This is a genomic window from Mesorhizobium sp. M0778, from assembly GCF_040320105.1.
In the GTDB taxonomy this organism is placed as follows: Bacteria; Pseudomonadota; Alphaproteobacteria; order Rhizobiales; family Rhizobiaceae; genus Mesorhizobium.
In genome coordinates, this window is sequence record NZ_JAMYPA010000016.1 from 79,600 (window position 1) to 102,329 (window position 22,730).

Here is a 22,730-nt window from a genome sequence, read left to right on the forward strand (position 1 = left end):
TCACGTCCGCACGATCCCCAATGGCAATGGCATAGCCGCAACACTCCCCGGCGATGAAACGCTTGATGCTCAGGAGGAATTTTGGATGATCTACATCAGCGAAGAGGAGTCAGCCGCCCTCGTCACGCATGAACTTGCTTTCGAGGCGGCGCGGCAGGCTCTCGTGGCATCAGCATCGCGGCAGAATTGGGTCTTTCCTGCTGTTCTCGGGCGCACGCATGATGCGACCAATACTTTCTCAATCAAATCCGGTTCGTCGGACGACCTGACCGGAGTGAAAATCGGCTCCTTCTGGTCGGGCAACCCGACACGTGGCCTTCCCCGCCACAACTCCACCATCGTGCTGCTCGATCAGCATACAGGTCGACTCGGCGCCGTAATCGAGGCCGGGAAGGTCAACGCCTACAGGACGGCCGCCGCCGACGCGGTCGCGGCCGATCTTCTTGCGCGCAAGCAAGCCAAGGTTCTGGCGATATTCGGCGCCGGCAACCAGGCGGGCTTCGAAGTGATGGCGCTGGCACGCGTCCGCCCAATCGAAACCGTGCTGGTCGTCGCCCGGCCTTCGTCGCGACGCGACGCTCTTGTCGATCAGATCGGCGAAAGAGGCCTGGATGCGCGCGCTGCCGTGCCCGAAGACGCCGTGCGCGCGGCCGACATCGTCGTGACTGCGACGCCCTCACGCGAACCGCTGTTCGATGCCGCTTGGGTGGGACCCGGAACCCATATCGCCAGCATGGGGTCGGATGTTCCAGGCAAGCGCGAATTGCCGAGCGAATTGTTTCCCAAGGCACGTCTGTTTTGTGATCTGCTTTCCCAGTCCGTCCAGATCGGCGAGTTCCAACACGTGCGCGACGAGATCGACGCCGGCGTGCTTGCGGTAACACCAATCGGCGACGTCATTGAAAAGCGTGCCCCCGGACGCCATTTCGACAACGAGATCACGGTTTTCGACAGTTCCGGTATTTCCCTACAGGACCTCTACATGGCCGACGCGCTGATCCGCGCAAAGGCGTCCCAACCCTGATCAGCTTCGCACCGATAGGTCCCGGCCCCGACGGATTTTTCCGCCCTGCTTGAGTGCTCTCCGGCAACAACGTGTCCCGCGCGAGTCTGCAGTCGTGTCAGCGGCGGATACGCCAAGGGTTGCCCGCATGAACCACGGATCGCCCCGGATGTCGCAAAACCGATTGCGATCGGAATGGGCGCGTGTCGCAGTTCGGTGATGCTTTCTTTCCAGCCACGGTAGGGCAGCTACAATCCAGGCCGAATCCAACCTGGAGAATGTCCTGATATTTCCGGTGATCAGCGGCTGGCGCGCCAGAAGGCGATACGGTCTTGCAACCGATAGCCTTGGATAATCGCCGGCATGAACCACGGATTGCCACGATAGAGCGGGATGGCCGAAGGCGGTCGAAAGTCGAACGCCGTGCGCGACTGCTCGCCATGCCCCATCAGCTTGTGCGCCGCACGCATACCGATCCATGGCGCCCAGACCACGCCCGAACCGCAGAAGCCGGTTGCATAGACCATACCGTCCTTTTCGAAGATGCGGGGCAGCATGTCTCGGTTCATCGCCACATTGCCGAACCAGCAATGCGAAAGGCGCACGTTCTCCAACTCGGGGAAAAGGTTCACGAGGCCCTTGCGTAGGAGAAGTTTCGGCGCCGCCGGGTCGCCGACGCGAGAACTGTCACGTCCCCCCAGCAGAATGCGTTTTCCGTCGGGCGAGGGACGATAATAGAAACCGAGTTGCCGGTTCTCGGTGATCGTCATCAGCTTCGGCATCAGTCGCGCCATGACATCGGGCGCAAGTTCCTCGGTCACGATGATCCGGCTGCGGACCGGAACCAGGCGGCGCCGAAGGAAGGGAGCGGCGCCGTCGGTATAGCCGTTGGTACAGACCAGAACCTGCAGTGCATCCACCGTCCCTGCCGAAGTCGCGACGCGGAACCCCGAACCATTCCTCTCGATCGACTTGACCACTGTATGCGAATGGACCGTCAACCCGGATGCGAGCGCCACCCGCAGGAGTTCAGCGTGGAATTTTGCGGGGTGCAGCGCGCCAATGTCCATCCGAACGGTTCCGCCGCGGTAGAAATCGGTTCCGATATAATTTCGCTGCTCAGCATGCGGAACGGCGAAGGACTCGATCCCCAGTTTCTTCGCCAGCGTCTCGGCGCCGCGCGCCATCTTCTCATACTGTTGATATCCAAAAGCGCCCTTGAACTGGCCAACCAGTCGGAAGTCGCAGTCCAGCCCTTCGGTCCTGATGAAGTCGTAGAGGAATTCGCGCGCGATCTTGCCCTCGGCCTCGATCGCCATGGCCTTCTCTTCACCGAAGCGCCGGGTGATCGTGGCATAGTCCGGCCGGATGCTTCCGCTGGTAATTCCGCCGTTGCGTGTAGAAGCACCCTCGCCCGGATTCATCGTATCAAAGGCTGCGACCGAGCGTCCTTCGCGCACCAGCACAAGCCCGGCCGAAAGCCCGGCATAACCGGCGCCGACAATTGCCACGTCAAGCTTTTTTGCGAGGGGCTTCCGCGGCAGCGGCATGACGGGCGCCGCTTCCCACCAATAGGGCGTGTTCTTCTCGATTTTGGGCTCGTGCACGTGACTGACTTCTCTTGATGTTCCAGGGATTAAGAAAGCGATCGGTCGCGGTACCTCAAATATGGTCATCTCGTACGTCCAGCGCGTCGCGCAGTCCGTCACCAATGAAATTGAAACTGGTTACCGCGATGGTGATTGCAGCTCCGGGAATGATTGCCAGCCAAGGTGCGCTGCCCAGATATTGCTGGGCGCCATTGAGCATGTTGCCCCAGCTGGGCAGTGGCGGCTGGATCCCGTAGCCGAGGAAGCTGATGTAGGCTTCCATGAGAATGGCGCGCGCGACCGTCAAGGTGGAAGCGACGATAATCGGGCCCATTGCGTTGGGCAGTATCTCGCGGAACATGATGTGCGTGCCGCTCAGCCCCAGCATTCGGCCAGCCAGGACGAACTCGCGTTCGCGTAACGAGCGGACCTCCGCTTCGACGATGCGGGCAACCTCCATCCAACTGGTGAGGGCGATAATGATGGTGATCATCACAGGACTGGGCTTCAGTGCCGCAGCCAGCGCCAGCAGCAGAAAGATCGATGGGAACGACAGAAATCCATCGACCGTGCGCATCAGCGCCGCCCCAACCCAGCCGCCGCGATAGCCTGCAATCACGCCGACCAGCGTGCCGATGAGCGTCGACAACACCATGGCGAAGAAACCCACCAGCAGCGAGATTCGTCCCGCCATCAAGAGTCTTGCCGCAAGGTCACGGCCGAGCGGATCGGTACCTAGAAAGTGATAACCCGTGAGCGGCGGGGCAAAGCGGGCCCGCAGATCGATGTACAGGGAGTCATAAGGCAGGAGATGGGGGCCGAGGACGCAAGCGAGGCTCAGGAAGATGATCATCGCCAACCCGAGCAGCGCCAAGCGATGCCGCATGAAACGAAGTGCCGCGCGGTTGTTTCTCCATCGGCTTGGAGCTGCATTTGCGGTGAGAGCGGTCATATCGGCTGTCTCCTGTCGGGGAAGTTGCGCGCTCAGGCCAGACGAATGCGCGGATCGACAATAGCGACGACAATGTCGGCGATCAGGTTTCCAAGCAGAACGAGGATGGCGGAGAACATCAGTAGCCCCATCACAACCGGATAGTCGCTGTAACCAAGGCTATCGAGGAACAACCGTCCCATTCCCGGCCAGGTAAAGACGGTTTCGGTCACCAGCGCGCCGGTCAGAATGCTGGGAAGCTGCATCCCGGCCAAGGTAATCATCGGCAAAAGCGCGTTGCCAACGACATGCTTCATCAGAATCCGGCGTTCACTCAACCCCTTGGCCCGAGCCGTTTTAACGAAGTCCTGGCTAATGGCGTCGAGTGTCGCCGTCCGCATGTAGCGGCTCCAGATCGCGACATGGACCAGCGACAATACGACACTTGGCAGGATCAGATGGTGGAGATAGCCCAGGATCGAGCTATCGCCGATCTCGGACATATTGCCCGCGGGCAGCCAGCCTAACTTCAAGGAAAAGATGTAGATGCCTACGAGGCCGAACCAGAAGGTAGGGACCGACAATGCGACCATGGCGCCAACGGTTGCGAGATAGTCGAATAGTGAGTAGCGGCGCGTGGCGCCCCGAATTCCAATCCAGGCGCCAATGGAGATCGCAATCGCGGTTGAGGACCCCATCAGCAGCAGCGTGGCGAACAGATGGCTGCCAATGATCTCCAATACCGGCGCTCCGTCGCGGAAGGAGTGACCCCAGTCGCCCCGCACCAGCCGCCATGCCCAGTCCAGATATTGGATCCATATAGGGCGATCAAGGCCCAGCAGCCCCTTGAGGCGCTCGATATCCTGCTGGGTCATTCCGGGATCGAGTCCGAATTGTGCCAGGGGGCCGCCGGGGAGGAGGTTCAGAATGCCGAAGCCGATGATCGAGACGATCACAAGCAGCACCAGGCTCTGCGAGAGGCGATTGAGCAGGAAGCCGCGCATCCGAGTCCTCCATTGTGGGTTGATGATCTTAGTGTGTTGCCGCCGCCGCAGTGGATCGGGCGGCGGCAACTGCGTGGATTAGGCCTTCCACTGCCAGGCCGCGGCATCCCACGACGCGGTGCGGGTGTTGGCGTTGGGCTCGAAGCCGTCCAACCCTTTCTTGCGCCCAAGGACGATTGTGTACGCGAACAGCGGCAGGAAGGGCAGATCATGGCGCACCACTTCCTGCACGCGATTATAGATCCCGCGCCGTTCTTCCGGATCGAAGCTGCGAGCACCCTTTTCGAGCAGGGCATCGACTTCAGGGTTGGAATATTGCCCGGTGTTCGAACCGTGTCCGCCTTGAGCGGCGATTGCCTTCGTATGGAGCCGGTTTGTGGCGTCGGGGTCCGCGGCAATCAGATAGGTGACGCCCACCATGGCGGTGTCAAATTGCGACTTCAGCCAGAACTCGCCCCACATGACTGCAGCCGGCAAATTCGAGATCGTCATCTCGACGCCGATCTCGGCAAACGTCTGCTGCAGGAACTGCTGCGTCTGCTCGCGGAGGTTGTTGCCAGAAGTTGTTGAGTTGGAGAAGGACAGTCGCACCCCATCCTTGGCGCGGATTCCATCCGGCCCCGGCGCCCAGCCGGCCTCATCCAGGATTTGGCGCGCCCGGTCCAGATTGAACTCCTGAACCGGCAGGTTCGGGTCGTAGTAATAGGACTCCTTCGGCATGAAGGTCTCGGTGAGAGTGCCCACGCCGTAATAGATCGTGTCGACGATCGCCTTCCTGTCCAACGCGGCGTAGAGCGCCTGGCGCACTGCCAACTCCTTGAACTGCGGGCGGCCCAAATTGAGGTAGATCGACTCCAAGGATGCTCCTGTCTCCAGTGTCACCACGCGGTCTGGTAGTTCGCGGGCTTCAGTATAATGGTCGGCGGTGATGAACGACTGATCGACCAGGTCCACGTCGCCGCTCTTGAACTGCGTGTAGAGCACCGTCATATCGGGGATGTATTTGAAGATGAGCTGCTCGATATAGGGGCCCTCGCCCGCGTACTCAGGATTGGCGACGAGCTCGATATGATCGCCCGCGACGCGCTGGCTCCATTTGAATGCGCCGGTGCCGACTGGCGCCTGGTTGAACGCGGCTGTATTCGGATCGGCCTCTTTCTCCAGAATGTGCTTGGGCACGATGAAGGTTTCGGCCAAGAACGAAAGATAGGGCGCAAAAGCCTCCTTCATCCGCCAAGTGATCTCGGTGGGCGAAACCACTGTGATGTCCTGCACGAGCGAATGGCCGCTCGTGCGCCAAGCGCGAAACTTCGGGTTCGTGATGAGCTCAAGGGTGAATTTCACGTCCTCGGCCGTGAAGGGCTCACCATCGTGCCAGCGGGCATTGTCACGCAACCGGATGCGCCAGTTGAGACCGTCCTCCGAAATGCCGCCATTCTTCTGGCTTGGCACCTCGGCTGCGAGGTTTGGATGTAGGCCACCTTGGGGATCCATGCGGACCAGCGCGTCGAAAACCGAGAAATGGACCGCGTCATCGACTTCGATATGCGCCATCAACGGATTGAACACGGTCGGCTCTTGCGAGAGGCCGACGACGACGCGACCGGCCGGGCCCGCAGGAGGGGTCTTGGCGAAGGCGGGCTTGCCCAGCAGGTTGGGCGCGATGAGGCCTGCAGCCCCACTTATCGCCATCAGTCGCAGCGCTTCGCGCCTCGAGTAGTTGGACGTAGTCGATGAATTTCTGGTCATGGTAGTTCCTCTCTTGTTATTTCTTATGCGTTTGCTGCAACTGGACGGGCATTGCCCGGCCGCTCTCCTGGAATTGCCGCTACGAGTTGGCGCGTGTAGGCTGCTTGCGGGTTCAGGAATATCTGCGAGGGCGGTCCGCGCTCGACGATCCGGCCCTTCTGCATCACAGCGATTTCGTCGCAGATCTGGCTGGCGACGCGCAGGTCGTGTGTGATGAAAACCATCGACACGCCGGTCTCGCGCTGGATCTGGTCCAGAAGCTGCAGGATCTGCGCCTGGATCGAGACGTCGAGTGCGGAGACCGCCTCGTCGGCAATGAGCAGCTTCGGCTTGAACATCAGCGCACGAGCGATGCCGATGCGCTGGCGTTGCCCACCCGAGAACTCGTGCGGATAGCGGCCAAAGGCGCCGGCATCGAGACCGACATGAGCCAGGAGCGCACGCGCTTCCTCGCGCGCTTGGGCATAAGGCATCCCGTGTGCCACCGGCCCTACCGTCATGATGTGGCCAACCGTTGAGCGTGGGTTCAGCGACGCGAAGGGATCCTGGAAGATCATCTGGATCCGCGGTCGAAGAGGGCGGAACTTCGCTTCGGAAAGCTTGGCTATGTCAGATCCCTCGAACAAAATCCCGCCGCCGTCGCTGTCCAGCAGTTTGATCAACAGCCGGCCCAGCGACGACTTTCCCGAACCGCTCTCGCCTACGACCCCCAGCGTGCGGCCGGGCGCGAGTTCGAACGAGACCTCGTTCACCGCTGTCACAGTCCGCTGCGCGCCGAACAGCGCGCTGCCACCACGATAGGTCTTCACCAGACCCTCAACCTTCAGGATCGGCTCCTTGCTGGCCGACTCCAGACGAGGGCGATCTTCGCCGGTCAAATGCGGTACGGCCGCGATCAGGCGCCGGGTATAAGGATGCTTGGGCGACTTCAACACCTGCTCGGCGCTACCCTGTTCGACGATGTGGCCCTTTTCCATCACCACGACGCTGTCGGCGATCTCTGCCACCACACCGAAATCATGGGTGATGAACATCACGCTCATGCCCTTGCGCCGCTGAATGTCGCTGATCAGTTGCAGGATCTGTGCCTGGGTGGTGACGTCGAGGGCGGTGGTTGGCTCATCGGCGATCAGCACCGTCGGCTCGAGCGCCAAGGCCATGGCAATCATGACGCGCTGCCGTTGCCCGCCCGAAAGCCGGAAAGGATACTGGTGATACATGAGTTGGGGATCTGGTAGGCCCACTTCAGTGAGCAGCTCAACGGCGCGGTTGCGGCAGGTTTGTGGCGTACCGAAGCCATGCGCGGCCATGACCTCGTCAATCTGCGCGCCCACCGTCATCAGGGGATTGAGCGCTGAGAGCGGATCCTGAAAGATCATCGACACGACCCGTCCACGCAGGTTGCGCAGCTTGTCTGGCGACATGCCGATGATGTTCATCCCCTCCAGCTGGATGACACCCGATGAGAGGCGGATCACCTTTGGCAGAAGCCCCATGATCGCGTTCGCCGTGACCGACTTACCCGATCCGGACTCGCCTATGATGCAGAGGATCTGGCCGCGTTTCAGATCAAACGAGATATTCTCGACCGCATGGACCCGCTCCATGCCGGCCGGCAGGCTTACGGTCAGGTCGCGCACCGAAAGCGCAACTTCATGAGGAGCTACAGCTTGGATGCTGGCGATCATCGAGACCTCTCCCTTCTCAGCCGCGCTCTTTAGCCCGCTGCGGATTGCGTTTTCGATCTCCGCCTCGTGGCGATCAATCGGTCAAACTGTTCCCTATCGTGAGCTCTCCGGCTCACTTTCAAGCCTCCCTGTCGTGGCCCTGCGGAGCCTGCCTGCCTCTTGGCGGATGTCCGGGGAGTAACGGACCTTAGTCGACAATGAGTGTGACCCCTTCTGGCCGGCAGAGTCGTTGAAACTTAGCACGCAGGCAGCAGGAACTTCTGCAAAGGAGGCCAAATTTGGCATTTCACTCTGCGCGTTTTCCGCCGCCCGGGTCACGCGACCGCATCCTTCAGACGATAGTATGTGCCTACCGTGGGAGGCATGGGAGGAAACCATGGCTTGCCGGTGTGAATCACGGCCACCTCGAAATCCCCCGAGACCGGATCGGCCACGGATCCGCCAATGGAACCGAAGTATCGGGCCAGTAGGAAGCAAACTTCATTACCGTGTCACCCTCATACTCATCCGGGGTCGATCCGATGCAATGAGTGTATGATCGACTCCGCAGGTGAGGTGCGACCCAACCGGTCATTCGTCGCAACAATTGCCCGTCTTTCATGCCTCAAACGGCAGGATGTTCCGCCCTCGTACAAAGTTCACGGCTTACGGCTGAGGCCCATACGCTAGGCTGCGCTTGGGCAGCGAGACCAGTGTCGATCCGCGTCCTAGTTGACCGAAGCGCCTGAAGACCGTGGCGTGGGGCCAGGTCACTGAATTCTGAGAAGACCGTCTTGCCAAGGTACAATCGGTCGCGCACGAGATTGAGGTCACGAGGCGGCCAGCACCAAAAACAGGGAAGTAACGATGCGCGAATATGAGATTGCCGCCATTCCTGCCGACGGGATCGGCCCGGAGGTGATTGCCGCAGGTCTCCAGGCGCTTGAGGTGCTGCAGCAGCGCTGCGGCGACTTCAAGCTGCGCGTCCAGCACTTCGACTGGGGCTCAGACTATTACAAGGCCCATGGTCGGATGATGCCCGAAGATGGAGTGGCGCAACTGAAGCGCTTCGACGCCATCTTCTTTGGCGCGGTAGGCGCTCCCGATCTGCCCGACGACATCACGCTCTGGGGCCTCCGGCTGCCGATCTGCCAAGGCTTTGATCAGTACGCCAACGTGCGGCCGACCAGGATATTGCCCGGGATTGTTTCGCCGCTGGCGGGCGTTGGCCCTGGCGATCTGGATTGGGTGATCGTGCGTGAGAATTCCGAGGGCGAGTATTCGGGCCACGGCGGCCGCGCCCATCGCGGCCTCCCCGAGGAGGTCGGAACCGAGGTCGCGATCTTCACGCGCGTCGGCGTCACCCGCATCATGCGCTATGCATTCCGGCTGGCGCAGTCACGGCCGCGAAAGCTCCTGACTGTTGTTACGAAATCCAACGCGCAGCGTCACGGCATGGTAATGTGGGACGAAATCGCAGCCGAGGTGGCGCGGGAATTCCCCGACGTCGCGTGGGACAAGATGCTAGTCGATGCTATGACAGTGCGTATGACGTTGAAACCTCGGAGCCTAGATACGATCGTCGCCACCAATCTTCACGCCGACATATTGTCGGACCTTGCAGGCGCGCTCGCGGGCAGTCTCGGCGTTGCACCGACCGCCAACATTGATCCCGAGCGGCGCTATCCCTCGATGTTCGAGCCAATTCACGGCTCGGCATTCGACATCGCCGGCAAGGGTATCGCCAACCCGGTCGCCACCTTCTGGACCGCTGCCCAGATGCTCGAACATCTGGGCGAGAGCGCAGCGGCCGTCCGGTTGATGAGCGCTGTGGAAACGGCGACGAGTGAAGGGGTGCTGACGCCCGACGTGGGAGGGACAGCGACCACGCAGGAAGTGACGGACGCCGTCTGCCGGACGATCCGCGGTTCGAACGTGTGACAGGTTTCCAATGAAGCTCGACAAGATCGACATCAAGATCTTATCCCAATTGCAAAAGAACGGGCGGGTCACGAATGTCGAGCTAGCCGACCTGGTCAACCTTTCGCCGAGCCCTTGCCTGATGCGGGTGAAGAAGCTTCAGGCGGAAGGCTTCATCACCGGCTATTCCGCCCAGATCGACGTGTCCAAGCTCGGACAGACTCTAACGATCTTCACCGAAGTCACGCTCAAGCACCATCAACAGAACGACTTCGCGAGATTTCTCACCGCAATTCAGAAAGTCGATTCTGTCATCGAATGCCATCTGGTTTCAGGCGGTTACGACTACCTAGTGAAGTTTGTCACAGCGGGCATCAGCGAGTACCAGACGATCATGGAGCGCATGATCGAATTGGATATCGGAATCGACAAATATTTCAGCTTCGTCGTGCTGAAGTCCCCAATCGTGAAATCCCATTTGCCTCTCGACATCATTTTCGACAAATGAGAAAGCTGCTCCGCAGTCTTGGACCTGGAGAGCCGCGCGCCAGCGCTCCCTGTTGCTGTTGCTGTTGTCGCTGCGCTTGTGCAACGGCAAGAGATTCCACATACCGGCAAATTGCTTTGCACTTGGCAGACGGCGGCATCACCTGAGGATTTGCTTCGGGGCGCTAACGCGCGTCGCGTTCAACCGGCCTCGTGCGACGCGCTTTAGGTTCTTGTTTTCTTTAGGTTCTTGTTTTGATGCATGTCGTTATCGCAAAACCGCTGCACACTTTTGCGCGACATGCATTAGGCGTCTACCGCAGTGACCGAGGTCGCTTCGGCGATGGCAATGATCATCCCTTCATCGCTGACCGAACGTCCTTGTCTTCGAGGGTTTGATCCAGCGTCATTCGGGTACGTTCGAGGATTCCATCGATATCGTCCTCGGTGCAGCAGAGCGGCGGCGCAAAGCCGAGGATGCCGCTGTTGAAGGAGCGGATGACAAGGCCGTTCGCCCACGCGCGCTCGAAGATGCGGCGCCCCGGATCGGCCGCCGCCGGCAGCGGCGTTTTGCGCTCCCTGTCGGTGACCAACTCGATTGCTGCCAGCATGCCGCGACCGCGGATGTCGCCAACCAGCGGGTGGTCGGCGAGCGAGCGAAGGCCTTCCATCAGGCGCTTCCCGGCCTTGCGCCCATTCTCGAGCAAGCCATCTTCATAGAGACGCAGGCATTCGAGCCCGACCGCCGCGCTCACGGGATGGGCCGAATAAGTATAGCCATGGCCGACGGCCGCTTTGCCGGCTCCGTCCGCGATGGTATTGTAGACGTGGTCCGACATGAAGACGGCGCCCATCGGCACGTAGCCCGAGGTCAGTCCCTTCGCCGTGGTCATGAAATCCGGTACGACCTCGTCTTCCTCACAGGCAAAGAGGGGGCCGGTACGGCCAAAGGCAGTGATAACTTCGTCGGCAACGAACAGAATGTCGTGTTCCTTGCACACGGCGTGCAGAGCCTTCAGCCAACCCGTCGGTGGAACGAGGACACCGCCCGAACCCTGGATGGGTTCGGCGTAGAAGGCCGCAACGCGGCCCGCGCCGAGTTCCGCGATTTTGGCCCGCAGGGCCGCGACCGATGCATCGATGATCGCCTGCGGGTCGGAACCGACCGGATTGCGATAGGCGTAGTGCGAAGGAATTTTGTGCTGCCAGTCGTATGGCACGCCGAAACCCGCATGGAAAGCCGGGATCGCGGTCAGACCTGACCCTGCCGTCGAGGATCCATGGTAGCCATACTCGACCGAGATGAACTGGTCCTTTTGCGGCGTACCCGTGGCATGGTAGTAATAGCGAATGAAGCGGATCGTACTGTCGACTGCGTCGGAGCCGCCAAGCGTGAAATAGACATGGTTCAAATCGCCGGGCGCTAGTTCGGCGAGCCTGGCAGCAAGGCGAATGGCCGGCTCGGATCCCAGCCCGAAATATCCCGTCGCATAGGGAAGCTCTCTTAGCTGCTTTGCGGCTGCTTCAACGACGCTTTCCTGGCCGTATCCGATGTTTACACACCATAGACCGGCGAATCCGTCCAGCAGGGTCTTCCCGCTTGCGTCGGTCACTGTTGCGCCCTTGGCGGATTTGAGCACCCGCACGCCCGTCTCCTCGTGGCTCCGATAGCATGAAAACGGGTGAACCAGATGTGCGCGATCGAGTTCGATCAGTGAGTTTGCCAGCATTTCTTCCTCCGATTCAGCGTAGTGCCTGACTGACGAGAGCATAAGTCGGGTGTGGTGTGGTTTCGTCCTTCAGCTCGTTTTCCAGCGTGATCTGCTACGCGGTCACGTTCATTCCGGGCCTGAATTCTCTAGGTCCAAGATAGGCTGCCGAGGACAGCAGTTCCTCCCGACCAGAACCTGAGCGATAGGCGTTTTGACTTTCCTTTGCCGCCGGCGCCGCATCTAATGCCGACGCACGGCTGAAGGGTCGCGCTCCCGCCGAAGCTCGAACGAACTCAGGCGCAACTCTCTGCCAAACCTCTCACGCAATACAAAACAATCTGCTTCAGGGCGCATCAAATGCGGCGACTAGTCTTCTCCGGTTCTCATTATGATCCTTGCTGTTAAAGGCACGCAGTGCCGACAGGATTGGAAGGATCGACGCCCATGACCCAGTTCAGACCGAAATACATCACCTTCGACTGCTACGGTACACTGACCAACTTCGACATGGCCGGCGCGGCGAGACGCGTATACGGCGCGCAGCTCTCCCCAGCTGTGATGGCGCAGTTCATCAGGGATTTCTCCGCCTATCGCCTCGATGAGGTTCTTGGCGCCTGGAAGCCGTACAGCGAGGTCGTGCACAATTCTGTGGAACGGACCTGCAAACGCAACGGCGTCGCATTCCGGCCCGAGGATGCCCAGCGCATCTATGCGGAAGTGCCGACATGGGGTCCGCACCCGGATGTCCCGGCGGGCCTGGCCAAGGTCGCCAAGGAAATCCCGCTGGTGATCCTGTCGAACTCCATGAAGAGCCTGATCATGTCGAACGTGGAAAAACTCGGCGCACCGTTCCACATGGTCATCACGGCCGAGGAGACCGGCGCCTACAAGCCTTTGATGAAGGGCTTCGAATATATGTTCGAGAAGCTCGGCTGCGGCCCGGAGGACATTACGCACGTGTCGTCCTCATTTCGCTATGATCTCATGACCGCCTATGATCTCGGTATCAAGAGCAAGGTCTGGGTGAACCGCGGCCACGAGCCTGCAAACCCCTTCTACGAATATACCGAAATCAAGGATATCGGCGGTCTGGCCGGCGCCGTCGGACTGGAGCCCGTTCGGGAATTCGCCTGAACGTCTGTTTGCTGGCGCAGTCGCGCCAGACTGAGGTGCTCCCAAAACGTTAATAATCACTGGTCGCAATAGAGAAAGGGGCGGTTTTCACCGCCCCTTTCTTTGTTGTTCCAACGCTTTAGGGGCTGCAAGTGTTTCCACCTGCTTGCAAGATAACTAGTTAAGCCCGCCAACATGAAGCGTCTTGACCTCGAGATATTCCTCGATGCCGAGCTGCGATCCTTCGCGCCCCACTCCTGACTGCTTGACACCGCCGAAAGGCGCAACCTCGGTCGAGATCATGCCTGTGTTGAGCCCGACCATACCGAACTCCAGCGCCTCGGCAACACGCCATGACCGTTGGAGGTTGTCGGTGTAGAAGTAGGCGGCAAGGCCGAACGGCGTACCGTTCGCGATGGCGATGGCCTCTTCCTCCGTCTCGAAGCGAAAAAGCGGCGCCACCGGACCGAACGTCTCTTCCGATGCCAGGAGCATCTCGGTAGTAGCCTCTCCCAGCACGACGGGCCGTGCATATTGCTTGCCCTCCGGCACCGTCTCGCTCTGGGCGATGATCTGCGCACCTTTCGCCTGTGCATCCGCGATGTGACGCTCGATCTTGTCGATCGCGGCCGCGTTGATCATCGGGCCGATCTCAGTGCCCTCGTCGGTCCCTGCGCCAACCCTCATCCGCGTGACGCGCTGGCTCAGCTTTTCGGCGAAAGCGGCGTAAACGCCTTCCTGCACGAGAATCCGGTTCGCGCAAACGCAGGTTTGACCGCCATTGCGGAACTTGGATGCGATCACCCCTTCAATTGCCTTATCCAGATCGGCGTCGTCAAAGACGATGAAGGGCGCGTTGCCGCCAAGCTCCAGGCTCAGCCGCTTGATGCTATCGGCCGCGCCACGCATGAGCAGCGCACCGACGCGGGTCGAACCGGTGAACGAGATCTTGCGCACCGTCTCGTTGGCCATCAGCTCTTTGCCGATCTCCGCCGGCATGCCGGTTACGATGTTGATAACGCCTGCCGGGATGCCGGCTCGGTCCGCCAGGACGCCGAGCGCGAGCGCCGAGAATGGCGTAAATTCCGACGGCTTGATGACAACCGTGCAACCTGCGGCCAGCGCCGGTGCTACTTTGCGCGTGATCATCGCGTTGGGGAAATTCCACGGCGTGATGATGGCGCAGACGCCGACGGGTTCTTTCAGCACCAGAATGCGGCGATCGGCCGTGGGTGACGGAATGGTCGAGCCACCGATCCGGCGCGCCTCCTCCGCAAACCATTTCACAAAAGATGCGCCGTAGCGGATTTCCGCCAACGCCTCGGCAAGCGGCTTGCCTTGTTCCAGCGTCAGCAGGAGCGCGAGATCCTGTTCGTGCTGGCGGATGAGGTCGTGCCAGCGCTCCAGAAATCCTGCACGCTCGGCATGGGTCCTTTTCTTCCAGCCTTTGAAGGCCTCAGCCGCAGCGTCGATTGCGGCTCTCGTTTCGTTCTCCGCCATTTCGGGAACGGTGCCGAGAACACTTTGGCTGGCAGGGTCAATGACATCGACCACGCCCTTCGTTTCCGCATCCCACCAGACACCGCCAATCAGCGCCTGCTGGCGGAAAAGGTCGGAATCGTTGAACATACCAATCTTCGTCATCGCATTCATGGTCTTTCCTCTGCTCTTTCAGGTTAATCCTGCCAGCACGGCCTGCGTGATTGTTTCAGTCCTGTCCTTGCCTGCGATCGTGCCAATCCCCCGCGCGGTTGCGGACTCGATCGCCGACATCACTTCTGCCGCAGCCTGCCCCTCACCCAGATGCCCGAGCATCATCGCACCGGACCAGATCGCGGCGATCGGATTGGCGACGCCGAGATGCGCGATGTCGGGCGCCGAACCATGGACCGGCTCGAACATGGAAGGCGCGCTGCGATCGGGATTGATATTGGCAGAGGCGGCATAACCCAGCCCGCCCTGGATGGCCGCTCCAATATCAGTGAGGATGTCGCCAAACAGGTTCGAGGCGACGATTACGTCGAGGCTTTCCGGCGCCAGCACCATGCGGGCAGCCATGGCGTCGATGTGGTAGTGCGAGACCTCTACATCGGAATAGTCTTTCGCTATCTCGCGCGTGACCTCATCCCAGAAAACCATGGAATGTTTCTGCGCGTTGGATTTGGTGACAGATGCCAGCTTCTTGCGGCGCGCCCGCGCCTGTTCGAAACCGAAACGCATGATCCGTTCGACACCCGCACGCGTGAAGATTGCTGTCTCAATCGCGACCTCATTGGCTGTGCCGGAATGGACGCGCCCGCCGGCGCCGGAATATTCGCCTTCCGTATTCTCGCGGATGCACAGGATGTCGAAACCATCGGAGCGGAGCGGCCCCTGAACGCCCGGCAACAGCCGGTGCGGTCGTATGTTGGCGTACTGCGTGAACCCTTTCCGGATCGGCAGGAGCAGTCCGTGAAGCGATACTGAGTCGGGCACTTCCGCCGACCAGCCCACAGCGCCGAGATAGATCGCATCGAATTTTCGAAGTGTCTCGATGCCGTCTGACGGCATCATTGCACCGGTCTCCAGGTAGTAGGCGCACGACCATGGGAATCTTGTGGCGGCAAGGGCGAAACCGCCCCGCTTGGCCGCCGCCTGCAGCACCTGCCACGCCGCCTGCGTCACGTCCTTGCCGATGCCGTCGCCGGGGATGAGCGCTATCTTGTAGGTCTTCATTGATGGAGGTCCTCGTTCGCACTAACGTCATCGGAACAATAGTGGACCGTCCGCCGCATTTTCCGTCGAGGATGAGCCGCCCGACGGCGTCGAATCGCGTCGGGCGGAACTTGGAAAGCCGATTGTTCTGGAACCGCCGCGTGCTCTATTCGGCCGGACCTTGAGCACTGAACTCAGTCATAAACGCTGACGTAGATCTTGCGTACGGTCTCGATCGTGCGCCAGACGCCGACGAAACCCGGCTTCATCACGAAACTGTCGCCGGCGCGGTAGGTCTTGGTCTCACCGCCCTTCTCCTCGATTTCGACGAGACCCGAAACGATGTGGCAGAACTCGTAGATAGTTCCCTTGATCGAATGCGTCTCGCCGGGCGTCGCTTCCCAGACGCCGGTCAGAACTTTCTCACCTTTTGAGGCATCCTGCGCCCAGGTCTTGAAGGATGGAGTGCCGGAAATGAGCCGCTCCGGAGCCGGTAATGCCTCCTTCGGCGCGAAGTCTGGAACTGTGTCGATCGTGATCAGAAGTGACATGTGATGTTTCCTGGTTAGTAGCCGAGTGTCCGATCGACGAGGCCGATCAGTTCTTCTCCGGCGCGGTGGCGCCGGATATTGTCCACGACGGATTGTGCCGCCGTATGCGGTTGCGTCACCGAGGCGATATGCGGCGTTATCATCACCTTCGGATGCGACCAGAGCGGATGGTCTTCCGGGAGCGGTTCTGGATCAGTGACATCAAGCATCGCCGCAGATACATGACCGATGTCGAGCGCGTTGATCAGCGCGGCCTGGTCTAGTTGCGGACCTCTGCCGACATGCAGCAGCTGCGCCCCGACGGGCAGTAAGTCGAAGAACTCTGCATCGAGCATGCCGTGCGTTTGTTCCGTGAGCGGGAGCAGGCAGACGAGAATATCCGTTTGCTTCAGAAAGCCCGCGAGTTGGTCCCTGCCGTGAAAACAGGCGACGTCCTCTATCCGCTTTTCGCTGCGGCTCCACCCGGCAAGCGGAAACTGGAACGGCTTCAAGCGCTCGATAGCCGCGCGGGCCAGCATGCCAAGGCCGAGGAAACCAACCCGGCGTTCGGCCGCCTGTCGACCGGCAATCGGTTGCCAGAGGCACCTTTTCTGCTGCTCGAGATAGGCGGGCATCTGCCGGTGGAGCGCCAACACGCCGAGCGCGACGTATTCCTGCATCATGCGTATGATGCCATCCTCGACCATGCGCACCAGCTTCACATGGCTTGGCACCACGTCCTGCTTGAACTGGTCGACGCCCGCGCCGGTGGAAAACAGCACTTCCAGATTGCGGTAGCGCGAAATCTCGTCCGGCACCGTCCAGGTAATGAGATAGCGCACCTTCTCTGGCTCCATTTCATCGCCGGAATGGAGGAATTCCAGATCCGGGATCTGGCGCGCAAATATCTCGCGGAAGACCGCGGCACGCGCGGCATCGGAATTGAAAAGAAACGCCATGGTGACCGCCCCTTCCTTCAGGCCGCAAGAAGCGCGCCGAGCCCCTCGATCATCTTCCGGCAAGCGGCGAGTTCACCGATCTCGATATATTCGTCGGCACGATGGGCACGGCCGATATCGCCGGGGCCGCAAATGACCGCATCGATTCCGGCCTGCTGATAAAGCCCGGCCTCCGTACCGAAGCTGACGGCTGTCAGCGGCTCCTGCCCCGTCAGCTCCGTCATAACGGCCGCTAGATCCCTCCCATTCGCGGGCGCAAGGGCGGGATAGGAACTCAACTCGTGCCACGCCACATCGAAGCCACTGTCGCGCAGATCGAAAAGCCGGGCCTTGACCGGCTCAAGCAGGGAGGATGGAGAAACGCCGGGCACGGCACGCACCTCGACGTCAGCGGTGCAACGGTCGGGGATGATGTTGACGGCTTGTCCACCGGCGATGACGCCCACCTGCAAGGAAGAATATGGGGGCTCGAAATTATCATCGAACGGCCCGTCGGCGAGGGATTGGCCATAGGCCACGACGTGCGTGATGACACCGGCCATGGCGTGCACCGCATTGAGTCCGAGATCGGGGCGTGACGAATGGCCGGATCGCCCGATCACCTCGAGCCGTGCGGCCGCCTTCCCCTTGTGCGCGCGCACAGGCTGCATCCGGCTCGGCTCGCCGATAATCGCGCCAAGCGGCTTCTCGCATAAGCTCGGCAACGCCGCTAAGAGGTGCGGCACGCCACGGCAACCCGCCTCTTCGTCATAGGAGAACGCGAGATGAACTGGCTGTCGCAGATTCATCGCCAAAAGTTCGGGAAGCACGGCCAATGCGCAGGCGAGAAAGCCCTTCATGTCGGTGGTGCCGCGGCCGTAAAGCCTGCCGCCCTCGCGGCGCAGGACAAACGGATCCGAGCTCCATTCCGGCTCGCCGGCCGGCACGACATCCATATGTCCAGAGATGATATAGCCCCGAGCCTGGCGCGGGCCGATCGTGACGAAGAGGTTGGACCGGTCACCCTCGGGTCCGGGGAGAACTGTCACCTCGGCTCCTGCCGCCTGACAGTAGTCGCGGATCCAATCGACGATCGCGCTGTTTGGCGTGCCCACAACAGAGGGAAATGCAACCAGAGTCGCGAGGATTTCTTCCACGTTCATGGCGGTCGCTCTGCTTGCACACTATCACCGGTCGCGACCAGCCTACCCGTATGGAGAAGTGTTCCCTGCCGAATCGCGCCGTGCTTTGGCCGAAGATTGCGAAAAAGCACCTCAAACCAGCGAAACCTGCTGGCTTTCCCCTGTAAAGATGCTGCAAAAGAGGCCTGTCGCAAACATGGCAATCGGAGCCTTAGCACCGCGTGCCTTGCGCATTCGTTGAAGGACCGGATCGACTGAGATGCAGAGATCAGTACGCCTGAAATCCTTCGAACTGGTCGCGCGGGACATTGATGATGTCGACGTCAAGCTACTGCACGCGCTGTCGATCTCAGTCCGCTGGCCTCATCGGCCGAAGGATTGGGACTTTCTGCGCCGCGCCGGCCGCGGCATTGTTGCCGTTGATGGTATTGGACGCGTTTTCGGGAGCGCGATGTGGTTTCCCCACGGGGACGATTTCGCCACCATCGGCGTAGTGATCACAACACCGCGCACGCAAGCGCAAGGAGGCGGCCGATGGCTCATGGACTTGGTGCTCGAGCAATGCGGCGATCGCAACTTGGCACTCAATGCTACCCATGCTGCCTATCCTCTTTATGTCTCACTCGGTTTCACGACCGAGGCGATCGTATACATGCGCCAGGGGGAGGTCCCACAGACACCCCCAACAATGCCGGCCCTGGACGGTCAATTGCAGGCGCTATCGAGCGAGAGGCTGAAGGAGATCACGGCGTTGGATACGCGCGCGTTTGGGACAAACCGCGAGAGGCTGCTCGCGTTGCTCGCGGCCGATGCCTCAATCTGCACTTTGAGCCGTGGCGGCGAGATCGTCGGCTATTCCATGTGTCGCGAGTTCGGGCGTGGCCACGTGATCGGCCCCATGGTCGCGCGCAACGATCTAGACGCGGTCCATCTCACAGCCGTGCATCTGAAGGAACTGGCAGGACGGTTCGCCCGCGTCGATACGCGCGAGAAGGATGGCGTGTTTGCCGCGTTTCTCCAGCAGTGCGGCCTCGGCATCGCCGAGACCGTTACGACCATGTCCAAAGGGCACCGCTTTCTGAACCGGGAAGACAATGGGCCTTGGGTCTATGGATTGGCCGGCCACGCCTTGAGTTGAATGCAAGCACACTGTCGCCTTCAACCAGCGGCCAGAGGATCAGGTCGATCAGTGCGCGCGTCGATCAACCGGCATAATTCGGTTGCCGTATCACGCGGCCGGAACGGCTGCCGCTTCGAATCTGCTCCTAATCCCGGATTCGGTTTCCGCTGCCGGCATTATGAGCGTCCGACGCCCATCCGCCACGCCATCCACGATGACATGGCCGATGCCGCGCGAGCAGGGCTCAATGCGCGCGTTGAGGTGATAAATGTCCCGCAGCAGATCGGATGTGATGACGTCCGGCGATGACCCGCATGCGACCAGCCGGCCGTCCGCGATGACCATTGTCTGATCGCTGAAGCGCAGGGCGTGATTGAGGTCGTGCAGGGCGATCAGCACGACCATGCCTCGCGCCTGAGCAAGTTCCCGCATGAGACCGAGCACTTCCACCTGCCGCGACAGATCGAGTGCTGATGTCGGTTCGTCCATCAGCAGGACCTCGGGCTCACGCACAAGCGTTTGTGCCAGGCTGGCGAGTTGCCGCTGGCCGCCGGAAAGCTCGCCGATGTTGCGGAAAGCGATATCGGCGATGCCGAGCGCCGCCAGGGTCTCGTCGATGCAAGCCAGATCATCGTCGCTCACAGACCAGCCCATACCCTGCTTGCGGGCGAGCAACACTGACTCATAGACGGTGAGCACCGCGTTGGCGGACGTTTCCTGTGGCATGTAGCAGATGCCGCTCTTCCCGCGAATGGCCCCCTCGACATGCATTGCTCCCGGTCCGTGCAGGAGGCCGGCGATGCGCCTGAAGAGCGTCGACTTCCCGGCGGCATTCGGACCGATCACCGCCACGATGTCTCCGCCCTCGAACGCTGGCGTCGTCACATCCCGAAGCCGGAGGCTCGTGCCGTAGCGCGCGCCGAGCGCCTCGAGCCGGATCGTCACCATGAGCGCCTCGTGCTAGACAGGATGAGCGAGATGAAGAACGGGATGCCAATGAGTGAGGTGACGATGCCGATCGGGAAGACCGTCCCCGGGATAAGCGACTTGCTGACGACCGAACTGGCCGACAGGATGAGCGCACCCGACAGGGCCGAGGCGGGCAGGAAGAAGCGTTGGTCCTCGCCGATGACCATGCGCGCGATGTGCGGGCCCACAAGTCCGATAAAGCCTATGGTGCCGACGAAGGCAACGGGGATGGCGGCGAGAAGGCTCACCAGAATCAGCGTCTCAAGCCGCAGGCGGCCGACCTTGACGCCGAAGCTGGCCGCCTTGTCCTCACCAAGCCTCAACGCCGTCAGCGCCCAGGTGCGCCGGGCGAAAATGGGTAAGACTGCGAGGAGAATGAATGTGGTGACTGCAAGCTTGGGCCAGGTGGCCTTGGTGAGGCTGCCCATTGTCCAGAAGACGACCGCCGCCAGCGCTTCCGCCGACGCGAAAAACTGGACGAGCGCGAGCAGCGCATTGAAGGTGAAAACCAGCGCGATGCCGAGCAGCACGATGGTCTCCGCGGTGACGCCGCGCTTTACGCTCAGCACGTGAATGAGGAAGGCCGCCAGCATCGCCATCACAAAGGCGTTGATCGGCACTACATATTCGACTGCGGCGGGGATAAGCCTCACCCCGAAGGCAAGTGCAAGCGCGGCGCCGAAGCTCGCGGCGGCGGATATGCCGAGCGTGAAGGGGCTCGCCAGCGGGTTGTTGAGGATGGTCTGCATCTGTGCGCCGGCCACGGCGAGCGCCGCCCCGACGACGATGGCCATCAGGGCTACCGGCATGCGGATGTCCCAGAGCACCACGCGCACCTGCTGCGGCACCGTGTCGGGAAACACAAGCGCCCGCACGACCTCGGCAAGTCCGTAGCGGGCGGGACCGACCGCAAGGTCGACGCACAGGCTGAAGAGCAGGGCAGCGCCGAGGCCGGCAAGGATCAACTGCCGCCGCCAGACGAGAGCGCGGTAACGCCCTCGTCCATCGGTGCTGTCGAGCGCGGTGCTGATGGCCGTCGATTCAATCGACATCGGTCAGCGAGACCCAGTGGCCGGGCCTGTATGCGACGGGCAGGAATTTCTCCTGCAACTCCCTGAAGGTCGCCTCGGGATCGAGATCGGCGAAAAGATCCGGATGCAGCCACTTCGCCATCTGCTGGATGGCGACGAACTGATAGGGGCTGTTGTAGAACTGATGCCAGATGGCATGCACGGCGCCGTCCTCGACGGCCTTCACGCCGGTCAGCGCCGGCCGCTCGGTCAGCGCCTTCAGCTTGCGCAGCGCCTCTGCCTCATCACGGCCGGGGCCGACGCCGACCCAGGCACCGCCCGGCACATAGGCTTCCCACGAGCCGCCGGTGACGATGATCTGATCCGGGTCGGAGGCGATGATCTGTTCGGGATTGAGTGTGCCGAACGTGCCGGGGATGATGTCATTGGCGATGTTGTCGCCGCCCGCCATCTCGACGAACTTGCCGAAATTGTCGTCGCCGAAGCTCATGCAGCAATCGTCCGAATAGCCGCCGGCGCGTTCGATGAAGACCTTGGGCCTTTCCGGCTTGGCCTTCTCGATGACGTCGGTAACGCGCGCGATCTCGGCGGCGCGCCAGGTGATGAATTCCTCGGCGCGCTCCTCCTTGCCGAACAGCTTGCCGAACAGGCGCGTGCTGGGTTCGGTGTTGGTAAAGGGACGCTCGCGGAAATCGACATAGACCAACGGAATGCCGGCGGCGGCGAGCTTCTCGATATATTTGGCGTCTTCCGTGGCCTGCTTCGACTCGATGTTCATCAGGATGACGTCGGGCTTGAGCGACACCGCCTGCTCGACGTCGAAAGTGCCGTCCTTGAAACCGCCGAAGGTGGGGATCTCCGCCATCCTGGGGAATTTTTCGAGATAGGCGGCGTAGTTGTCCGGATCCGCTTGGCTAAAATCCTCGCGCCAGCCAGCGATGCGCTTGAACGGGTCCTCGGTGTCGAGCGCCGCGACGAGATAGACCTGCCGGCCCTCACCTAGGATTACCCTCTCGACCGGGACGTTCACCTCGACCTGGCGGCCCGTGATGTCAGTCACTGCAACCATTTCGGCCCTGGCGGCCAGCGTCATCGACAGGGCGACGATAGCGGCCGCCATCGTCCCTGCTGG

19 protein-coding genes are annotated in these 22,730 nt (G+C 61.1%); 5 read left to right on the forward strand and 14 right to left on the reverse strand.

What is annotated here, in order from left to right; genetic code table 11:
• Window positions 1–85 precede the first annotated feature (85 nt).
• Window positions 86–1,024, forward strand: coding sequence for an ornithine cyclodeaminase family protein (locus NKI22_RS21495; RefSeq protein WP_352639343.1), 939 nt, complete (start codon window positions 86–88; stop codon window positions 1,022–1,024).
• A gap of 278 nt (window positions 1,025–1,302) precedes the next feature.
• Here NKI22_RS21495 and NKI22_RS21500 read toward each other — a convergent pair whose 3' ends face one another.
• From NKI22_RS21500 to NKI22_RS21520, 5 genes are all read right to left on the reverse strand, one after another.
• Window positions 1,303–2,553: an NAD(P)/FAD-dependent oxidoreductase gene (locus tag NKI22_RS21500; protein ID WP_502897710.1), complete on the reverse strand. Its 1,251-nt coding sequence runs from the start codon at window positions 2,551–2,553 to the stop codon at window positions 1,303–1,305.
• Between the two features lie 112 nt (window positions 2,554–2,665).
• Window positions 2,666–3,544 (reverse strand): ABC transporter permease, encoded by an 879-nt coding sequence (locus NKI22_RS21505; protein ID WP_031193877.1) that lies wholly within the window; start codon window positions 3,542–3,544, stop codon window positions 2,666–2,668.
• 32 nt (window positions 3,545–3,576) lie between these two features.
• Entirely contained in the window at window positions 3,577–4,527 is a 951-nt protein-coding gene (locus NKI22_RS21510) for an ABC transporter permease (protein ID WP_023718593.1), read from the reverse strand.
• Window positions 4,528–4,605: 78 nt separating this feature from the next.
• Entirely contained in the window at window positions 4,606–6,276 is a 1,671-nt protein-coding gene (locus NKI22_RS21515) for a peptide ABC transporter substrate-binding protein (RefSeq protein ID WP_352639341.1), read from the reverse strand.
• Window positions 6,277–6,299: 23 nt separating this feature from the next.
• Window positions 6,300–7,964 (reverse strand): ABC transporter ATP-binding protein, encoded by a 1,665-nt coding sequence (locus tag NKI22_RS21520; RefSeq protein ID WP_023718595.1) that lies wholly within the window; start codon window positions 7,962–7,964, stop codon window positions 6,300–6,302.
• Between the two features lie 846 nt (window positions 7,965–8,810).
• On the opposite strand from NKI22_RS21520, the gene NKI22_RS21525 reads away from it, so the two are divergent.
• Both NKI22_RS21525 and NKI22_RS21530 read left to right on the forward strand, forming a co-directional pair.
• Window positions 8,811–9,884: a tartrate dehydrogenase gene (locus NKI22_RS21525; protein WP_352639340.1), complete on the forward strand. Its 1,074-nt coding sequence runs from the start codon at window positions 8,811–8,813 to the stop codon at window positions 9,882–9,884.
• A gap of 10 nt (window positions 9,885–9,894) precedes the next feature.
• The gene (locus NKI22_RS21530; protein WP_023718597.1) at window positions 9,895–10,371 is read left to right on the forward strand and encodes an Lrp/AsnC family transcriptional regulator; all 477 of its coding nucleotides are present in this window, start codon (window positions 9,895–9,897) and stop codon (window positions 10,369–10,371) included.
• Window positions 10,372–10,702: 331 nt separating this feature from the next.
• Here the strand turns inward: NKI22_RS21530 and NKI22_RS21535 are convergent, their stop codons facing one another.
• Window positions 10,703–12,079 (reverse strand): aspartate aminotransferase family protein, encoded by a 1,377-nt coding sequence (locus NKI22_RS21535; protein WP_352639339.1) that lies wholly within the window; start codon window positions 12,077–12,079, stop codon window positions 10,703–10,705.
• Window positions 12,080–12,505: 426 nt separating this feature from the next.
• Here NKI22_RS21535 and NKI22_RS21540 point away from each other — a divergent pair, with 426 nt between their 5' ends.
• Complete coding sequence (locus NKI22_RS21540) at window positions 12,506–13,195, forward strand: haloacid dehalogenase type II (protein WP_352815138.1); 690 nt, start codon at window positions 12,506–12,508, stop codon at window positions 13,193–13,195.
• A gap of 156 nt (window positions 13,196–13,351) precedes the next feature.
• Here NKI22_RS21540 and NKI22_RS21545 read toward each other — a convergent pair whose 3' ends face one another.
• The 5 genes from NKI22_RS21545 to argE form a co-directional block, all read right to left on the reverse strand.
• Entirely contained in the window at window positions 13,352–14,827 is a 1,476-nt protein-coding gene (locus NKI22_RS21545) for an NAD-dependent succinate-semialdehyde dehydrogenase (protein WP_352483203.1), read from the reverse strand.
• 18 nt (window positions 14,828–14,845) lie between these two features.
• Entirely contained in the window at window positions 14,846–15,889 is a 1,044-nt protein-coding gene (locus NKI22_RS21550) for a tartrate dehydrogenase (RefSeq protein WP_352815136.1), read from the reverse strand.
• 173 nt (window positions 15,890–16,062) lie between these two features.
• A complete protein-coding gene (locus NKI22_RS21555) occupies window positions 16,063–16,419 on the reverse strand; it encodes a cupin domain-containing protein (RefSeq protein WP_023718603.1) in 357 nt (118 codons plus the stop codon).
• Between the two features lie 14 nt (window positions 16,420–16,433).
• On the reverse strand, window positions 16,434–17,357 hold the full coding sequence (locus NKI22_RS21560) for a 2-hydroxyacid dehydrogenase (protein WP_352483202.1): 924 nt from the start codon (window positions 17,355–17,357) through the stop codon (window positions 16,434–16,436).
• A 17-nt stretch (window positions 17,358–17,374) separates the two neighbouring features.
• Entirely contained in the window at window positions 17,375–18,499 is a 1,125-nt protein-coding gene (argE, locus tag NKI22_RS21565) for an acetylornithine deacetylase (RefSeq protein WP_352483201.1), read from the reverse strand.
• A gap of 238 nt (window positions 18,500–18,737) precedes the next feature.
• On the opposite strand from argE, the gene NKI22_RS21570 reads away from it, so the two are divergent.
• The gene (locus NKI22_RS21570) at window positions 18,738–19,616 is read left to right on the forward strand and encodes a GNAT family N-acetyltransferase (RefSeq protein WP_352815134.1); all 879 of its coding nucleotides are present in this window, start codon (window positions 18,738–18,740) and stop codon (window positions 19,614–19,616) included.
• Between the two features lie 90 nt (window positions 19,617–19,706).
• On the opposite strand, the gene NKI22_RS21575 is transcribed toward NKI22_RS21570, so the two are convergent.
• The 3 genes from NKI22_RS21575 to NKI22_RS21585 are packed head-to-tail and all read right to left on the reverse strand — an operon-like array spanning window position 19,707 to window position 22,718.
• Window positions 19,707–20,546, reverse strand: a complete 840-nt coding sequence (locus NKI22_RS21575; protein WP_352958841.1) for an ABC transporter ATP-binding protein — start codon at window positions 20,544–20,546, stop codon at window positions 19,707–19,709.
• Entirely contained in the window at window positions 20,540–21,619 is a 1,080-nt protein-coding gene (locus NKI22_RS21580; protein ID WP_352815130.1) for a FecCD family ABC transporter permease, read from the reverse strand. The genes NKI22_RS21575 and NKI22_RS21580 overlap by 7 nt, the downstream gene beginning before the upstream one ends.
• Window positions 21,609–22,718, reverse strand: coding sequence for an ABC transporter substrate-binding protein (locus tag NKI22_RS21585; RefSeq protein ID WP_352483218.1), 1,110 nt, complete (start codon window positions 22,716–22,718; stop codon window positions 21,609–21,611). Before NKI22_RS21585 ends, NKI22_RS21580 begins: the two co-directional genes overlap by 11 nt.
• Window positions 22,719–22,730 lie beyond the last annotated feature (12 nt).

Bases quoted from the DNA above. Each gene is read 5' to 3' on its own strand.
- NKI22_RS21495 (WP_352639343.1), top strand. From the start codon at position 86: ATGATCTACATCAGCGAAGAGGAGTCAGCCGCCCTCGTCACGCATGAA.
- NKI22_RS21500 (WP_502897710.1), bottom strand. From the start codon at position 2,553: ATGCCGCTGCCGCGGAAGCCCCTCGCAAAAAAGCTTGACGTGGCAATT.
- NKI22_RS21505 (WP_031193877.1), bottom strand. From the start codon at position 3,544: ATGACCGCTCTCACCGCAAATGCAGCTCCAAGCCGATGGAGAAACAAC.
- NKI22_RS21510 (WP_023718593.1), bottom strand. From the start codon at position 4,527: ATGCGCGGCTTCCTGCTCAATCGCCTCTCGCAGAGCCTGGTGCTGCTT.
- NKI22_RS21515 (WP_352639341.1), bottom strand. From the start codon at position 6,276: ATGACCAGAAATTCATCGACTACGTCCAACTACTCGAGGCGCGAAGCG.
- NKI22_RS21520 (WP_023718595.1), bottom strand. From the start codon at position 7,964: ATGATCGCCAGCATCCAAGCTGTAGCTCCTCATGAAGTTGCGCTTTCG.
- NKI22_RS21525 (WP_352639340.1), top strand. From the start codon at position 8,811: ATGCGCGAATATGAGATTGCCGCCATTCCTGCCGACGGGATCGGCCCG.
- NKI22_RS21530 (WP_023718597.1), top strand. From the start codon at position 9,895: ATGAAGCTCGACAAGATCGACATCAAGATCTTATCCCAATTGCAAAAG.
- NKI22_RS21535 (WP_352639339.1), bottom strand. From the start codon at position 12,079: ATGCTGGCAAACTCACTGATCGAACTCGATCGCGCACATCTGGTTCAC.
- NKI22_RS21540 (WP_352815138.1), top strand. From the start codon at position 12,506: ATGACCCAGTTCAGACCGAAATACATCACCTTCGACTGCTACGGTACA.
- NKI22_RS21545 (WP_352483203.1), bottom strand. From the start codon at position 14,827: ATGAATGCGATGACGAAGATTGGTATGTTCAACGATTCCGACCTTTTC.
- NKI22_RS21550 (WP_352815136.1), bottom strand. From the start codon at position 15,889: ATGAAGACCTACAAGATAGCGCTCATCCCCGGCGACGGCATCGGCAAG.
- NKI22_RS21555 (WP_023718603.1), bottom strand. From the start codon at position 16,419: ATGTCACTTCTGATCACGATCGACACAGTTCCAGACTTCGCGCCGAAG.
- NKI22_RS21560 (WP_352483202.1), bottom strand. From the start codon at position 17,357: ATGGCGTTTCTTTTCAATTCCGATGCCGCGCGTGCCGCGGTCTTCCGC.
- argE (WP_352483201.1), bottom strand. From the start codon at position 18,499: ATGAACGTGGAAGAAATCCTCGCGACTCTGGTTGCATTTCCCTCTGTT.
- NKI22_RS21570 (WP_352815134.1), top strand. From the start codon at position 18,738: ATGCAGAGATCAGTACGCCTGAAATCCTTCGAACTGGTCGCGCGGGAC.
- NKI22_RS21575 (WP_352958841.1), bottom strand. From the start codon at position 20,546: ATGGTGACGATCCGGCTCGAGGCGCTCGGCGCGCGCTACGGCACGAGC.
- NKI22_RS21580 (WP_352815130.1), bottom strand. From the start codon at position 21,619: ATGTCGATTGAATCGACGGCCATCAGCACCGCGCTCGACAGCACCGAT.
- NKI22_RS21585 (WP_352483218.1), bottom strand. From the start codon at position 22,718: ATGGCGGCCGCTATCGTCGCCCTGTCGATGACGCTGGCCGCCAGGGCC.